The 16196-nt window shown below is 54.9% G+C and carries 16 protein-coding genes; all 16 read left to right on the top strand.

Features of this window, described 5'->3' with window-relative positions; all coding sequences use genetic code 11:
- Window positions 1-7: 7 nt before the first annotated feature.
- The 16 genes from LF95_RS00840 (at window position 8) to LF95_RS00765 (ending at window position 16185) form a co-directional block, all read left to right on the top strand.
- Window positions 8-529 (top strand): FixH family protein, encoded by a 522-nt coding sequence (locus LF95_RS00840; protein WP_073953253.1) that lies wholly within the window; start codon window positions 8-10, stop codon window positions 527-529.
- On the top strand, window positions 526-2892 hold the full coding sequence (locus LF95_RS00835) for a heavy metal translocating P-type ATPase (RefSeq protein WP_073953252.1): 2367 nt from the start codon (window positions 526-528) through the stop codon (window positions 2890-2892). The genes LF95_RS00840 and LF95_RS00835 overlap by 4 nt, the downstream gene beginning before the upstream one ends.
- Window positions 2889-3068, top strand: a complete 180-nt coding sequence (gene ccoS / locus LF95_RS00830; protein WP_073953251.1) for a cbb3-type cytochrome oxidase assembly protein CcoS — start codon at window positions 2889-2891, stop codon at window positions 3066-3068. The genes LF95_RS00835 and ccoS overlap by 4 nt, the downstream gene beginning before the upstream one ends.
- A 91-nt stretch (window positions 3069-3159) precedes the next feature.
- On the top strand, window positions 3160-3858 hold the full coding sequence (locus tag LF95_RS00825) for a cyclic nucleotide-binding domain-containing protein (RefSeq protein WP_073953250.1): 699 nt from the start codon (window positions 3160-3162) through the stop codon (window positions 3856-3858).
- A gap of 178 nt (window positions 3859-4036) precedes the next feature.
- The gene (gene panB, locus LF95_RS00820; RefSeq protein WP_073953249.1) at window positions 4037-4885 is read left to right on the top strand and encodes a 3-methyl-2-oxobutanoate hydroxymethyltransferase; all 849 of its coding nucleotides are present in this window, start codon (window positions 4037-4039) and stop codon (window positions 4883-4885) included.
- 19 nt (window positions 4886-4904) lie between these two features.
- Window positions 4905-5771: a pantoate--beta-alanine ligase gene (gene panC / locus LF95_RS00815; protein WP_073953248.1), complete on the top strand. Its 867-nt coding sequence runs from the start codon at window positions 4905-4907 to the stop codon at window positions 5769-5771.
- 263 nt (window positions 5772-6034) lie between these two features.
- Window positions 6035-7516, top strand: a complete 1482-nt coding sequence (gene ffh, locus LF95_RS00810; RefSeq protein ID WP_073953247.1) for a signal recognition particle protein — start codon at window positions 6035-6037, stop codon at window positions 7514-7516.
- Window positions 7517-7658: 142 nt separating this feature from the next.
- The gene (gene rpsP, locus LF95_RS00805) at window positions 7659-8042 is read left to right on the top strand and encodes a 30S ribosomal protein S16 (RefSeq protein ID WP_073953246.1); all 384 of its coding nucleotides are present in this window, start codon (window positions 7659-7661) and stop codon (window positions 8040-8042) included.
- A 48-nt stretch (window positions 8043-8090) separates the two neighbouring features.
- Window positions 8091-8765, top strand: a complete 675-nt coding sequence (gene rimM / locus LF95_RS00800; RefSeq protein WP_073953245.1) for a ribosome maturation factor RimM — start codon at window positions 8091-8093, stop codon at window positions 8763-8765.
- 3 nt (window positions 8766-8768) lie between these two features.
- The gene (gene trmD / locus LF95_RS00795) at window positions 8769-9491 is read left to right on the top strand and encodes a tRNA (guanosine(37)-N1)-methyltransferase TrmD (protein WP_073953244.1); all 723 of its coding nucleotides are present in this window, start codon (window positions 8769-8771) and stop codon (window positions 9489-9491) included.
- Window positions 9488-9892 carry a 50S ribosomal protein L19 gene (rplS, locus tag LF95_RS00790; RefSeq protein ID WP_073953243.1) on the top strand — a complete coding sequence of 135 codons (405 nt, stop codon included), beginning with the start codon at window positions 9488-9490 and terminating at the stop codon, window positions 9890-9892. Before trmD ends, rplS begins: the two co-directional genes overlap by 4 nt.
- Window positions 9893-10509: 617 nt before the next feature.
- Window positions 10510-11922: a 3-isopropylmalate dehydratase large subunit gene (gene leuC / locus LF95_RS00785; protein WP_073953242.1), complete on the top strand. Its 1413-nt coding sequence runs from the start codon at window positions 10510-10512 to the stop codon at window positions 11920-11922.
- A gap of 9 nt (window positions 11923-11931) precedes the next feature.
- Window positions 11932-12120, top strand: coding sequence for a hypothetical protein (locus LF95_RS00780; protein ID WP_073953241.1), 189 nt, complete (start codon window positions 11932-11934; stop codon window positions 12118-12120).
- Between the two features lie 4 nt (window positions 12121-12124).
- Window positions 12125-12736 carry a 3-isopropylmalate dehydratase small subunit gene (leuD, locus tag LF95_RS00775; protein WP_073953240.1) on the top strand — a complete coding sequence of 204 codons (612 nt, stop codon included), beginning with the start codon at window positions 12125-12127 and terminating at the stop codon, window positions 12734-12736.
- Between the two features lie 93 nt (window positions 12737-12829).
- Window positions 12830-13933, top strand: a complete 1104-nt coding sequence (gene leuB / locus LF95_RS00770) for a 3-isopropylmalate dehydrogenase (RefSeq protein WP_073953239.1) — start codon at window positions 12830-12832, stop codon at window positions 13931-13933.
- Window positions 13934-14115: 182 nt separating this feature from the next.
- Complete coding sequence (locus LF95_RS00765; RefSeq protein WP_073953238.1) at window positions 14116-16185, top strand: hypothetical protein; 2070 nt, start codon at window positions 14116-14118, stop codon at window positions 16183-16185.
- The last annotated feature ends 11 nt before the right edge of the window (window positions 16186-16196 follow it).

Here is a 16196-nt window from a genome sequence, read left to right as displayed (position 1 = left end):
CCTCGAAATGACCACAACAACCACACATAACCCGATCCCGAATCCGACAGGTCCGCGCAAATCGGACCGGCTGATTCCCTGGTATTTCGTTGGCGGTTTCGCCGTGATGCTGATTGCAAATATCTGCCTGATCGTCTTTTCCCAAACCAGTTGGGTCGGTCTGGTGAGCGATCACGCCTTTGAAGATGGCAATAATTACAACGAAGCCATTGCCGATGCCAAAGCCCAGTCCGAACTGGGCTGGCGCACCAAGGTCAGTGTTGCGGGGGTCATCAACAACGAAGCCACCATCACCGTTCTGTTTCGCGACAAAACCCAAAACCCGATCTCGGGCGCGAAAATGGAAGCGGTCCTGATGCGCAATGACCGCGACGATGTTGACGAAAAGATCATGCTGAGCGAAATCAGCCCCGGCGAATACCGGGCACGCGCCAATGTGCCGGTTTATGGGAACTGGAAGCTGAGAATCGTGGCCCATGCCCAAAACCATGACTATCAGGTCGTCGAGGATGTACTGATTACACAATGAACGCCCTTAATGCCTGCCGCCATTGTGGCGAGCCGATAACAAACGGCTCGCCGGCAGGACCAGACTTTTGCTGCCACGGCTGCGAAGGTGCCTATGCCCTGATCAATGATCTGGGCCTTCAGTCCTATTATGCGCGGCGCAGTGTCGACCCCAATATTCGTGCGTTAAAACCCGAAGAAGAAGGGCTTGGCGCCTTTGACTTTACCGATCTTGTCTGCACGGACGAGAGCGGTTTTTGCCGTTTGGACATGATGATAGACGGGCTGCATTGCGCCGCCTGTGTCTGGCTGATTGAAAGCATTTTGCACAAACAGCCCGCCGTTACCCGTGCGCGCGTCAATATGACAACCCGTCGCCTGCATCTGGAATGGCAGGGCAGTGCCTCGGATGTTACAGCACTGATCAACCCGGTTTTCCAAATGGGTTACCGGTTGATCCCCTATGACCCGGCCACCCTGGAACGGGCAACCGACCAGCGCAACCGCGAGCTTTTGCGCTGCCTTGCGGTCGCAGGCTTTGCTGCAGGCAACGTCATGTTGCTCTCCGTCTCGATCTGGGCGGGTTATGTGCAGGGCATGGGCGAATTTACCCGCGATCTGTTTCACTGGCTGTCCGCCCTGATTGCGTTTCCCGCCGTCATTTATGCCGGACGCCCGTTTTTCCGCTCAGCACTGGGGGCTTTGCGGCACCGGCGCGTCAATATGGATGTCCCCATAAGCCTTGCCGTCGTTCTGGCATTGGGCATGAGCCTGTTTGAAACCATGCGCGGGGCCGAACATGCCTATTTCGATTCCGCCATCACCCTGCTGTTCTTTTTGCTGATCGGACGCTACCTTGATGGTCGCGCACGCAGCCAGGCGCGCTCTGCCGCCGAACATATGCTGACATTGCGCGCCCGTTCCATCACTGTCATCGCCGAAGACGGCACCCGCAGATTACTGGCACCGGAAAAGGCCAAACCCGGCATGGTGGTACTGGTTGCTGCAGGCGAACGGATTGGCATTGATGGCGATATCATTGATGGTCAGTCCGATATTGATACCAGCGTGATCAGCGGCGAAAGCCTGCCAAATCCGGTTAATGTCGGCAGTCGTGTTTTTGCCGGAACCATGAATTTATCCGCTCCCATTCGCGTACAAATTACCGCCACGGGCGATTCCACCCTGCTGGCCGAAATTGTTCGGTTAATGGAAAATGCCGAACAGGGCCGTGCCAAATATGTTGCCCTGGCCGACCGGGTGGCGCGCGCCTATGCCCCGGTTGTGCACAGTCTGGCGGCCATCACCTTTATCGGCTGGTGGCTGATTGGCGGGGCAAACTGGCAGGATGCCCTGATGAACGCGATTGCGGTTCTGATTGTCACCTGTCCGTGTGCGCTTGCCCTTGCCGTGCCGGTGGTGCAGGTTCTGGCAACCGGCAGGCTGCTTAAGGCTGGCATTCTGGTCAAGTCGGCCACTGCGCTGGAACGACTGACCAAAATTGACGGCGTTATTTTCGATAAAACCGGCACCCTGACCACGGGCCGCCCCGAACTTGTTTCCGTGCCCGATGCCGAAAGCCTGGCACTGGCGGCCTCGATGGCGGCAAACAGTGCCCATCCACTGTCCAGGGCGCTGGTGCGTGCAGCCGGGAATACCGTGGTGGCAACCCGCGTCATCGAATATCCTGGGCAGGGCCTGTCAATGGATGGTCCAACCGGGGAAATACGCCTGGGCAGTCGCGAATTTTGCGGGGCCAACCACGCCGTTATCCCGGCAACAGAAGGAATCGGCCCTGAAATCTGGCTGGCGGAACCCGGTAAATCCGCAGTGCGTTTTGGTTTTCGTGACCTGCCCCGCCCCGATGCCGCCAGCACCGTTGCCAGCCTGCATCACGCCGGTTTACCCACCCGGCTTCTCTCGGGTGACCGGGCGGAAAATGTCCGTCAACTGGCAACCGAGCTTGATATTTCTGACTGGCAGGCGGGTCTTTCACCGGCACAAAAAGTCGATGTTGTGCATCAACGCAGCATCGATGGCCACCATGACCTGATGGTGGGCGATGGCATTAACGATGCCCCGGCCCTTGCGGCGGCCCATGCCTCCATGTCACCGGCCAGTGCTGCCGAAATCAGCCAGAATGCCGCAGACATTGTTTTTCAGGGCGACCGGCTGGGTGCTGTCATGACGGCACTGGATGTGGCAAAAACAGCAGACCGGCTGGTACGCCAGAACTTCGCATTGTCATTTGCCTATAACATTGTCACCATCCCTCTGGCCGTTGCCGGGATGGTAACCCCCCTGATCGCGGCCATCGCAATGTCAACTTCCTCGCTGGTTGTGATTGCCAACGCCCTGCGTCTTAACTGGAAGAAAAAGCCATGAGCAATCTGTTGCTTTTAATCCCGATTGCCCTGTTTTTGGGCTTGATGGGCCTTGCTGCCTTTTTATGGGCATTGAAGTCCGGGCAATTCGACGATATGGATGGGGCCGCAAACCGGATCCTGTTTGATGATGACGAAATTGCTGCTACAAAAAAGCAAACAAATTCGGAACATTAATAAATAATGATTGTCTTGAAACCTTACATGACAATCGTCTAAAGTGATTCTAGTTTGTGCGCGTCAAGATTGTACAGTCTCGGAGAAACAGATGGCGGTTCGTTCCCAGCTTTGTGAGGCCTGCGATATCCGGGACCTTACGTTCTGCTCTGCCTTACACGGTGAAGAACATACCCGTTTGCGTCAGTTGCTGACCCATGTTCAGTATGACAGCCACAGCACCATCTTCCACGAAGCGGAAGACGCGGATTATGTGTTCAATGTCACCTCTGGCTCGGTCAAGCTTTATAAGCTGCTGGGCGATGGGCGTCGTCAAATCACCGGTTTCCTTTTTGCCGGCGATTTTCTGGGGCTGGCCTTAAACCAGACCTACAGTTACACCGCCGAAGCCATCGAACCGGTTACGGCCTGCCGTTTCCCGCGCCAGAAGCTTGAACGTCTGTTTGACGAATTCCCGCGTCTGGAAAAACGCATGCTGGGCATGGCGGTTGACGAACTTGCCGCCGCCCAGGACCAGATGCTGCTTTTGGGTCGTAAAACGGCAAAGGAAAAGGTTGCGTCCTTCCTCCTGATGCTGGCCCGCCGCCAGGAACATCGCGGACAGGATACCGATGCCATCGAAGTCCCCATGAGCCGGTCGGATATTGCCGACTATCTTGGCCTGACCATCGAGACGGTTTCGCGTACCCTTACTCAGCTTCGCAAAGAATCCACCATCTCGCTAAAGGATAACAAGCATATCGAAGCGATTGGCATGGATATGCTTGAGGATCTGGCGGAAGGCCTTTAACCCGTTAAGATTATGGGTCTTTTCACAAAAGTCTCATAATCGGGAATGCGCCCCCGACCAAAGTGCATATGCACCTGCGAAAAAATATTTCGCGCCTGCTGTCATCCTGTTGTAAACATGACTGCCTGCCCGGCGCAGACCGGGCTGCATATCCCGGTCACACCGGCGGAGAAACGTCATGAGTACCACCACCAATAAAAAGGGCCGGATCACGGTTCCTGCCCTGCGCGCCCGCAAGGGTGCCGAACCGATTGTCTGCCTGACCGCCTATACCGCACCAATAGCACAGCGCCTGGATGAACACTGCGATGTGCTGCTGGTTGGCGATACGCTAGGTATGATCGTTTATGGCATGGACAGCACGTTAGCTGTGACCGTCGAGATGATGATAAACCATGGCAAAGCTGTCATGCGGGGCAGCAAACATGCCTGTGTCGTCATCGACCTGCCCTTTGGCAGCTATCAGGAATCCAAAGAACAGGCTTTTCGGACCGCGGCCCGGATCATATCTGAGACAGGATGTGCCGCCGTCAAACTTGAAGGTGGCGCCGAGTTGGCCGACACCATCGAATTTTTGACCCAGCGCGGTGTTCCCGTCATGGCGCATGTCGGCCTGATGCCCCAACAGCACAATACAGTTGGTGGCTTTAAAAGCCAGGGCCGCAGCGAGGAAACCGCCGCCAAAGTCATGAGCGATGCCAAAGCCGTCGAAAAGGCAGGAGCCTTTTCTGTGGTCATTGAAGGCACCGTCGAGCCGGTTTCACGCCAGATTACGGCAGAACTTGGCATTCCCACCATTGGCATAGGCGCATCCCCTGCCTGCGATGGTCAGGTTCTGGTCGTTGACGACATGCTGGGCATGTTTTCCGATTTCACCCCGAAATTTGTCAAACGCTATGCCAATCTGGGCGACCAGGTTTCCGAAGCCGCAGCAAGCTATGCCGCCGAGGTCCGTGCGCGCACCTTTCCGGGTGACGAGCATTGTTATGGCATAACCAAACCGGGCAATTTGCGCGCGATAAAATAAGACAAGCGATTTTCAAAATATGAGCCTGCTTACAGTTCACACCGTCGCCGATCTGCGCGCCCAGGTTTCTAAATGGCGCGCAGAAGGCCTCAAAATTGCGCTTGTCCCCACCATGGGTGCGCTGCATGACGGCCATATTAGCCTGACCAAACTGGCCCGCAGCTATGCGGATCGGGTGATTGTCAGTGTTTTTGTCAATCCCACCCAGTTTGGCCCCAGCGAAGATTTCGCTGCCTATCCACGCACCTTGCCAGCGGATCAGAAGATTCTGAAGGGTGCTGGGGTGGAGCTCTGCTTTGCACCGTCGGTCGAGGAAATGTATCCCTCCGGTTTTGCCACCCGCCTGCATATTGATAATCTGACCGATATGCTGTGCGGGGCTTCCCGCCCCGGCCATTTTGACGGCATGGCGCAAATTGTAACCAAACTGCTGCTTCAGGCCCTACCTGATATCGCCCTGTTTGGCGAAAAAGATTACCAGCAACTGATGGTCATCAAACGTTTTGTCGCCGACCTGAACATTCCTGTCACCATTATCGGCGGCCCCATCCATCGCGAGGCGGATGGCTTGGCAATGTCGTCACGCAATCGCTACCTTTCGCCGGACGAACGCAAAACCGCAACAACACTGTCACAGGTTCTCTCCTCGATTGCGCAAAGGGCCAGCCGGGGCGATGCCATCGAACCGCTACTTGAAACCGGGCGGCAGCAAATTGCATCGGTCGGGTTTGATCCGATTGACTATCTGGAAATCCGGGATGCGGAAAACCTGGAACTCATGCACGGTACAATTGACCGCCCGGCACGGGTTTTTGTCGCCGCCCGGTTGGGTAAGGCCCGCCTGATTGACAATATGGCGATTATTCCCGCCAATGGCGCGGACTGAACCACGGCGCAAACGACATTTCAAAAGCTGTTTCGGGGCAGAATCAATTTCGCTCCGAAAAACCAGCCCCGAGTCGATCAAAAAGCAGCGGAACCGGGCCATTTTCCTTGGTTTGCGCTTGACTCTTATCCCACACTGACTTAAACAGCCCTCACCAAAGGTCACCCATATGGTGACTCCCCCAGTCCTCGAGTTTTCGGGCACTGGGCAAATTTTTTTTGTGCGCACTCGGTGGAAACACCAGCAAACAGACGGGATATGGGATGTTTGAAGGACTTAGCGATCGGCTTGGCGGCGTTCTCGACAAACTGCGTAAACGCGGTGCGTTAAAGGAATCTGACGTCCGCGAAGCCATGCGCGAAGTCCGCGTCGCCCTGCTTGAGGCTGACGTTGCCCTGCCTGTGGTCAAGGAATTCATCACCAACGCAACCGAACGCGCCGTCGGCCAGGATGTGCTGCGCTCGGTTACGCCGGGTCAGATGGTCGTCAAGATCGTCCATGATGAACTCAAAAACATGCTGGGCGAAGGCGAAGACATCAATCTTGCCGCCACCCCGCCGGTGCCGATTCTGATGGTTGGTTTGCAGGGTTCGGGTAAAACCACCAGCTCGGCCAAGATCGCCCTGCACCTGACCAAAAAGCGCAATAAAAAAGTTCTGCTGGCATCTCTCGACATTTATCGTCCGGCCGCCCAGCAGCAGCTTAAAATTCTGGCCGATGCCAATGGTCTGCATGCCCTGCCGATCATCATGGGTGAAAAGCCGGTTGCGATTGCCAAGCGTGCGATGGATATGGGCCGCAAGGAAGGCTTTGATGCCGTGATCCTTGATACCGCCGGTCGCCTGCATATCGACATGGAACTGATGAGCGAAGTCGCCCAGGTCCGTGATGCGGTCAACCCGACGGAAACCCTGCTGGTCACCGACGCCATGACCGGTCAGGATTCGGTCAATGTTGCCAAGGAATTTGCCGACAAGGTTGGCATTACCGGTATCGTCCTGACCCGTATTGACGGCGATGCGCGCGGCGGTGCAGCACTTTCGATGCGCCAGATCACCGGCTGCCCGATCAAGATGCTCGGTGTTGGCGAAAAGATCGACGAGATGGAGCCCTTCCATCCTGATCGTATCGCGGGCCGTATCCTGGGTATGGGCGACGTTGTTAGCCTGGTTGAACGTGCCGCTGAAACCATCGAGCGTGAAGACGCTGAAAAGATGGCCAAGAAGCTGCAAAAGGGCCAGTTCGATTTAAACGACCTTCTTGCCCAGCTTAAACAGCTTCAGAAAATGGGTGATCTGTCGGGTATCATGGGCATGCTGCCAGGCATGGGTGCCATGAAAAAGCAAATGGCCCAGACCAAGATTGACCCGAAACTCCTGAAACACCAGGAAGCCATCATCCAGTCGATGACCCCGAAAGAGCGCGAAAACCCAGCACTCATCAAGGCATCACGCAAAAAGCGCATTGCGGCGGGTTGTGGCCTGAGCGTTCAGGACGTCAACAAACTTCTCAAACAGTACCAGACCATGGCGACGATGATTAAAAAGGTCGGCAAAATGGGCAAAAAGGGACTGTTTGGCAAAGGAATGCCCCAGATGGACCCATCCATGCTGGAAGGTGGGGATGCTGGCGATATGCAGCTTCCCAAAGGTTTTCCCGGAGTTGGCGGCGGTATGCCGAAACTTCCGGGATTGGGCGGCGGTGGATTGCCGCCGGGCTTTCCGGGGTTTGGTAAAAAGAAATAACCAGGCCCCCGGTTCGCAAGAACCACATCATGCGGTCTCGCAGGAACCGGAATTTATGGTTCTGTCGAACCGGATCAAATTGGTCTCGCAAGAGGCCGTACTTTAAAGACTACTAAACCCGAGCTGAAAGGAACTTATCCGAATGGCTGTCAAGATTCGTCTCTCCCGTGGCGGTGCAAAGAAACGTCCGTACTACCGTATCGTAGTTGCTGACGCCCGCGCTCCGCGTGATGGCAGCTTCATCGAGAAAGTCGGCACCTATGATCCGATGCTCCCGAAAGAAGCTGAAAACCGCGTTACCTTCAAAGAAGAGCGCATTAAATACTGGCTCGGCGTTGGCGCCCAGCCGACCGAGCGTGTTGCCCGTTTCCTGGGTAAAGCCGGTCTGGCCGATGCCTTCAAACCGACCGAACAGCCCAAGAAGTCTGCTCCGAAGGCGAAAGCCCAGGAACGTCTTCGTGAAAAGGCTGAAAAAGCTGCTGCTGCGGCCGAAGCTGCTGCCGAAGCTGAATCTGCCAGCGAATAATTGGCTGATCGTACGATCTGATCAGATACCAGGTAATTGTGAACTGACATGGCTGAGAACCGTAAATCCAAAAACGACGTGGATTTTGTCTGCATCGGCATGATCACGGCCCCACACGGGGTTCGTGGTGCCGTGCGCGTCAAAAGCTATACCGTCGATCCGGATAATCTGGTTGGCTATGGCCCGTTATTCGATGCCAAAGGGAAACAGAAATTCAAACTGTCGCCCGTTGGCCATGTTCGTGACCAGTTGATCGCAAAGATCGAAGGTGTGAACGATCGTGACGGTGCCGAGCGACTGCGCGGAACCCGGCTTCATATTCCACGGACGGCCCTGCCGGACACGGAAACCGAGGACGAATTCTATCTTGCCGATCTGGTGGGCCTTAAAGCAATCCATGTGAATGGATCGGTTTTTGGCACTGTCCGCGGCGTGGCCGATTTTGGGGCGGGCGATGTTATCGAAATCGCCCTCGAAGAAAGCCGGGGAAAAGTCGTTGTGTTGCCGTTTACCCGCGCAGTTGTGCCCGATGTGATTTTGTCGGAACGCAAGCTGGTGGTTAATCCGCCCGAGGGGCTGTTACACGAAGAAGACGGACCGGGCAATCGCCCGCGTCGCGCGTCCAAATCGCGTAACAATACCCAGGCCGACCGTGACTCCGAAGCCGTGACCGCAGATGCGGCAGGCGCGGAAACCGCGACCGGCAGCGGAAAGGAGGCCTGAAGGATGCCCGTGTGGCAGGCCAAGGTCGCAACCCTGTTCCCGGAAATGTTTCCCGGTGCCATCGGCCAGGCTTTGGCTGGCAAGGCATTGGAAAACGGGATCTGGTCGCTGGATATCAAAGACATTCGCGACCATGCGACGGACCGCCACCGCACGGTCGACGATAATCCTTTCGGGGGTGGGGCCGGTATGGTCATGCGCCCGGATATCGTCGATGCCGCCCTGCGTGAACTTCGTGCTTCGGCACCGGAATTACCGCTGATTTATCTCAGCCCGCGGGGAAAAATGCTGAACCAGAAACGGTGCCGCGAACTGGCAGCGGGACCAGGTGTGATGCTGTTATGCGGCCGATACGAAGGTATCGACCAACGCGTACTGGATGAACATCAGGTCGAGGAAATCAGCATTGGCGATTACATCCTTATGGGCGGCGAATTGCCGGCCATGGTCCTGATTGAATCGTGCATACGCCTGATCGAAGGGGTGGTGAATACCGCTGCTTCCGTCGATGAGGAAAGCTTTGAAACCGGGTTGCTGGAATATCCGCATTACACGCGCCCGGCCAATTGGAACGGGCGTGACGTGCCGGAAATTCTACTCTCCGGGCATCATGCCAAGATACAGGCCTGGCGGCTTGACCAGGCAGAAGAAATCACTCGTGAACGGCGTCCTGACCTTTGGGATCAGTATGTTGCCACGGGCCCAGCAAAGAGGGTTAAATCATGACCAATGCAATCATCCAGCAGATCGAAAAAGATCAGCTTGATAAAATCTCCGAAAAGCGCGCCGTGCCGGAATTCGACGCTGGCGATACCGTTCGTGTTCACCTGAAAGTTGTTGAAGGCACGCGCGAGCGTATCCAGCAGTTTGAAGGCGTTTGCATCGCCCGTAAAAACCGCGGCCTCAACTCTTCTTTCACCCTGCGTAAAATCGCTTCGGGTGAAGGTGTAGAGCGTATTTTCCAGAACTACTCCCCGGCGATTGACAAAATCGAAGTCGTTCGTCGTGGCGACGTTCGCCGCGCAAAACTGTACTACCTGCGTGGTCGTACCGGTAAATCGGCTCGTATCGCCGAACAGACCACCGGTCACAAAGGCAAGCTCACCGCTGCCGAACGCAAGAAATAAGTTTGCCTCCGGGCAACCGGATTGCATAAATACGAAACGGGCCCCTCTTCGGATGGGCCCGTTTTATTTTATAATGCCTCCTTCCTGCCTGCTTCCCTGCCCTCGGCACCTCACCCGCGCCGCCCCCAAACGTCGCGACTTGCAAACACGATTTACGTCTTAAAGTTGCATTATAGCGAATCGCCGTTTTTCTGCGTATTTCCACATAATGGCAGAATTGTTAGGCCTTACCCATCACTTTATTCTATATCAGATATTCCTGATGAATTTTAAAAGCTCGGGAAACAGGCCGGTTTGGCACTTTATAAGTGCCGATTTTTCGGACGCTCTATTTAAAGACGCAGTCGTTCAAAAAAACACCCGTAGCGACGCTTGCGCTTTAAAAAGTGCGGTGTATAAAAACAGTCCCGCGGCAAAAACAGCCCCGGGCAGGTGTTTCTGAATAATAATATTTCGCAGTGAAAAGCTGCGTCGGGGGACATGGCGGTTTCAGTTCGCGCCAGACCTATCCCGCCATCATTCATTGATGAATGGCAGGCCCCGATATCATTCTTTGCGCCAGCCCGAGCGACACGTTTTGCATCCCGCATACAGGTTCGATAAGAGAGGAGGTCGAAATGGGAAACCCGAAAACCCTTTTTGACAAAATTTGGGCAAGCCATGTGATTAACACGCAGGAAGATGGTACCTGCCTTATTTACATCGACCGCCATCTCGTTCACGAGGTTACCAGCCCGCAGGCTTTTGAAGGCCTGCGCAATGCCGGTCGCAAGGTACGTCACCCGGAACTGACACTGGCCGTTCCCGACCATAACGTGCCGACCACCGACCGTTCGGAAGGCATCAAGGAAGAAGACAGCCGTATCCAGGTTGAAACCCTTGACCAGAACGCGCGTGATACCGGCATTCATTATTTCCCGATGAATGACCTGCGTCAGGGCATTGTTCACATTGTTGGCCCCGAAGAAGGCTTTACCCTGCCCGGTGTGACGATGGTTTGTGGCGATTCGCACACCTCCACCCACGGTGCCTTTGGCGCACTGGCATTTGGTATTGGCACCTCCGAAGTTGAACATGTTCTGGCAACCCAGACGCTGGTTCAAAAACCGGCCAAAAACATGCTGGTCAAGGTTGAAGGCGACCTGCATCCGGGTGTGACCGCAAAGGATATCACCCTTGCCATTATCGGCCGTATCGGCACGGCAGGCGGCACCGGTTATGTGATCGAATATGCCGGTTCGGCCATTCGGTCGCTGTCGATGGAAGGCCGCATGACCGTCTGTAACATGTCGATCGAAGGGGGCGCACGCGCCGGTCTGATCGCACCGGACGAAAAAACCTTTGAATATATCAAAGGCCGCCCGATGGCACCCAAGGGTGCAGCCTTTGAACAGGCTGTTGAATATTGGAAGACCCTGCCATCGGATGAAGGGGCACATTACGACAAGGTTGTCGAACTGGATGCCAATGACATCATCCCGCAAGTAACCTGGGGTACGAGCCCGGAAGACGTCGCACCGATCAGTGCCGTTGTTCCCGGCCCCGACGATGTCACCGATCCTGGCAAGAAAAAAGCCATTGCCCGGTCACTTGAATATATGGGTCTGGTTGCCGGCACCCCGCTGGAAGAGGTCAAGGTTGACCGCGTCTTTATCGGTTCGTGCACCAATGGCCGCATCGAAGATTTGCGCGCTGCCGCCGTTATTGCCAAGGGTCGCAAGGTTGCAGACCATGTTAATGCGATGGTGGTTCCGGGCTCTGGCCTGGTTAAGGAACAGGCCGAAGCCGAAGGTCTGGACCAGATCTTTATCGAAGCCGGTTTTGAATGGCGTGAACCGGGTTGCTCGATGTGCCTGGCGATGAACCCGGACCGTCTGGAGCCGGGCGAGCGTTGTGCATCGACCTCGAACCGGAACTTTGAAGGACGTCAGGGCCGGGGTGGCAGAACACACCTGATGAGCCCGGCGATGGCTGTTGCCGCCGCTGTCACCGGCCATCTGGCCGATGTTCGCAAACTTGAAATCGTGTAAGGCCCCATAATGTCTGCACAAAGCTTTATCATTCGGGACGAAGGTATCTCGCGGTTTGGCCGGGCAATGGTTCTTGAAACCCTTCTGCCCCAGCTCACCGGGATCAACCTCCCCGATTTCGTTGCCAATGACATCGACGCCACCGAAGACCTGATCGAAGCCCTCGGTCTGGTGTGGGATGCCGAAAACAAGGGATAAGACAATGGAAAAGTTCGACACTTTAACCGGTGTGGCCGCACCGTTGCCGATGCTCAATGTCGATACCGACATGATCATCCCCAAACAGTTCCTCAAGACCATTAAACGTTCGGGTCTGGGTAAAAACCTGTTTGATGAAATGCGTTATGACGACAATGGAAATGAAATTCCTGATTTCGTTTTGAACCAGGCGGCCTATCGCAATGCCAAAATCCTCGTCACCGGGGCCAACTTTGGCTGTGGTTCCTCGCGCGAACATGCGCCGTGGTCGCTGCTGGATTTTGGCATTCGCTGCATTATCGCACCGAGCTTTGCCGACATCTTCTATAATAACTGCTTTAAGAACGGCATTTTGCCGATCAAATTGCCGCAGGAAGATGTGGACAAGCTGATGGCCGATGCCGAACGCGGTGCCAATGCCACCGTCACGATTGACCTGGAAAAACAGGAAATCACCGGCCCGGATGGCGGTTGCATCAAATTTGATGTTGAACCGTTCCGCAAGCATTGCCTGCTTAATGGCCTTGATGACATCGGCCTGACCTTACAGCAGGCTGACGACATTGCCACGTTTGAAGCCCAGCGCGCGGCGTCCCAGCCCTGGCTGTCGCTGTAAAAATTCGGGCGGCGTCAATATGCGCCGCCTTTTTTCGATTTCCCGCATATCTGGCGCGCCTGCGCGCCGCACTATCTTTGCGAAGGTTAGAAAATGACGATTACCAAAAAAGTCCTGATGTTGCCGGGCGACGGCATTGGCCCCGAAGTTATGCGCCAGGTCCAGCGTGTCATGGACTGGATGGCAAAAAAGCGTGACATCAATTTTGACGTTACTGAAGGTCTTATTGGTGGGGCCTCGATCGATGCCCACAACAACCCGCTGACCGATGAAACCCTGGCCGACGCCATGGCAGCCGATGCGGTTCTGCTGGGGGCAGTTGGGGGTCCGAAATGGGATAACCTTCCGTTCGATATCAAACCGGAACGTGGCCTTTTGAAAATCCGCAAGGAAATGGGTCTGTTTGCCAACCTGCGCCCGGCCCTGGTATTTGACGCCCTTGTTGGCGCATCGACCCTGAAGGAAGATGTGGTCAAGGGTCTGGATATCATGATCCTGCGTGAACTGACCGGCGGCATCTATTTCGGCCAGCCGCGCGGCGTTGAAGAACGCGATGGCGTACGTTTTGGTTTCAACACCCTGGTTTATTCCGAACCCGAAGTCGAACGCATTGCCCGCGTTGCCTTTGACATGGCAATGAAGCGCGACAAGCGCCTGTGCTCGGTTGATAAAGCCAACGTTCTGGAATCCACCGTTCTGTGGCGCGAAGTTGTTGAACGCGTTGCCAAGGACTTCCCGGAAGTCGAAGTCAGCCACATGTATGTCGATAACGCATCCATGCAGCTGGTTCGTAACCCGAAACAGTTTGACGTGATGGTTACCACCAACATGTTTGGCGACATCCTGTCCGATTGTGCCGCCATGCTGACCGGCTCCCTTGGTATGCTGCCGTCCGCGTCGCTGGGTGCCGCCGATGAAACCGGCGCACGCAAAGCCCTTTACGAGCCGGTACACGGTTCCGCCCCGGATATCGCCGGTCAGGATCTTGCAAACCCGCTGGCAACCCTGCTGTCCTTTGCAATGATGCTGCGTTATTCCTTCGATATGGGCGAAGACGCCACCATGATCGAAACCGCCGTTCAGAACGTTCTGAAGGGTGGACTGCGCACCGCAGACATCATGCAGCCGGGCATGGCAAAGGTTTCGACCACCGTTATGGGCGAAGCCGTTATCAACGAGCTGAACAAACTGGTTTGATCGTCTAACGACCGATTAGATACCAAAGGCTGGGATTGGCAAAATCCCGGCCTTTTTATTTTATTTCAATCGCATGACACAAAAAAGAAGCACACAAAACCGCAATCGGATCATGCAATGCACGCATGACGTGATATAGTGGCAAAAAACATGTTACAAAATGGCTAGGACCGCGTGAACTGATGGCAAAAACCGCAAAATTCATTATTGGCAGTGTCGTAATCGTCGCTGCCATTGGTGTCGGGCTGCATTATATGGCCCCCATTTACACCGAAAAAAACCTGCGAAGCGCCCTGACCGACCCGCAATCCCAAATTCGCGGTGAATTTTCCAATTTCCACATGTCGCTGTTCAAGGGCACCATGTCGGCAGATGACGTGAAAATCATCAGCATGGATGGCACCGTTTACCAGGCAGGTAACGTTGATATTTCCGGCATCGACTGGCTCGCCGTTTATGGTGTTAACCCCCTTGGTGATGCGCTGGCTGCCAAAATGCAGCTTGCAAATGCCCGGATCGAGAGTAACGGTCGCGTTATCAGTTTTGATAAGGCGGAGCTTGCCGATGTTTCGGCCGATACATCAAGCTGGCTTCCCGAAACATTTTCCGCCGGTGACATCAAAAGCCCCGGCCTGAAACACACTTTCCTTGGGCAAAACAGCAACATCGCCGATATCCATATCGAAGATATTGCCTTTGACCATATTGGTGGCATTACCACGGGTGCCTGGAGCTATGACGCCGGGTCTGAATTTGGCAAAGCCAGTGTTGCACAAAGCATTTTTGCTAACTGCGCCGGGCCAATGACGCTGCTTCAACAGGCAGATACCGCAGAGTTTAACTGGAATTCGGCTGAATCCTGCGAGCATATGGCTCTGGCCGATCTTGCCATGTCCCTGCCCGATCATTCAAAGCTGACGGCAGCCGGTGTCCTGATTGATGGCCTGGACAATCAATCCTTTAAAAAGGCCAGTGTCAACGGCCTCAAGGTCCACCTGCCTGAAGATCGGGGTGCCTTTGAAATTGGCCGCATTGAAGTCAATGATTTTGACCAGGCGATTGACCCCGAGCAAATTCCCATGCCCGGCGAGCCATTCGATTTTGGCCGCTGGCTGACAGCCTTTGAAACCGTTAAAATTGGCAAGCTGGAACTTTCAGACCAGGTTTATTCCAGCCCGGAAGCCGAAATTCGCTGGGATCATTTTTCCATTCAAAATCTTGGCGATCAGATGATCAGCGAGGTTGCCTCGCGCGGCTTTTCCATACATGGCAGCGATTCCGGCATTACCACCAAGCTTGGCCTCGACAATCTGACATTGCGCGACGTCAACCTTGAAAGCATCGCCTCGACCCTGGAATATATCACACCCGTGGCAGACGAGGCCGAACAGCTTGCCTTGCTGGAAACCCGCACATTGGGCGAAATGGGTTTCCCCTTCAGCGTTCCCTATTTCTCGACCTATGTGTTTTCCGGTTTGGAAGTGGGCGTTTCCGGGGTTCAGGACTTTCACCTGACCATCGATGAATTTGGCGGTGCAATCGGTGATGTTGGTCCTGTCATCGAAGGCGGCAGAGACGTTGCCCGCGCCCAAACCGGCCATGTCGGCGGGGTCAGCATTGATATCCCGGACGAGTTTGCAAACGACCCTCTGTTGTTGGACGCACTGGGCCTTAAGAAGTTTTCCCAGATCACGCTGGATATGGATGCCCATCAAAAATGGTCTGCAGAAAGCGGTGATTTCCAATATGCCGTTGATGAACTTACCGTACGGGACTTTGGCACCATTAAATTCTCGCTGACCTTAAGCGGTTTAACCCCGGAAGTTGTTGATCAGCTGCAATCCATTCCGGTAATGCGCGCCGAACGACAACTGCCTTTTGTATTTGGCGAACATGGGCAACTGAAATCAGCCTCGCTTGAAATTTATGGCGATAATCTGGTTCCCTCCATTTTACGGCTGATTGCGCTTAAAACCGGTATTCCGTCCGATCAGTTGCAGCTAACTGCCGGCATGAGCATCATGCAGATGCAACAACAGTTTGGCACAACCGGGCAATTGGGAACATCGCTACAGCAACTGGCAAACTGGCTTGCCAAACCGCAGCACCTGAAAATCACGCTGACTCCGGAAAAACCGGTTCCGTTTGCGGACCTGATGAACAGCCCGGTTCCGCCTGCTCCCCCGGTTCTGGCAGAAACCTTCGGCCTGAAAATTCTTGCCAATGACGACGTTGCCAATCCGGCAAATTAAAAAACAGGACC

Source organism: Thalassospira sp. TSL5-1, assembly GCF_001907695.1.
In the GTDB taxonomy this organism is placed as follows: domain Bacteria; phylum Pseudomonadota; class Alphaproteobacteria; order Rhodospirillales; family Thalassospiraceae; genus Thalassospira.
The sequence above is the reverse complement of the archived record's forward strand: the minus strand, read 5'-3'. Positions and strand labels throughout refer to the sequence as shown.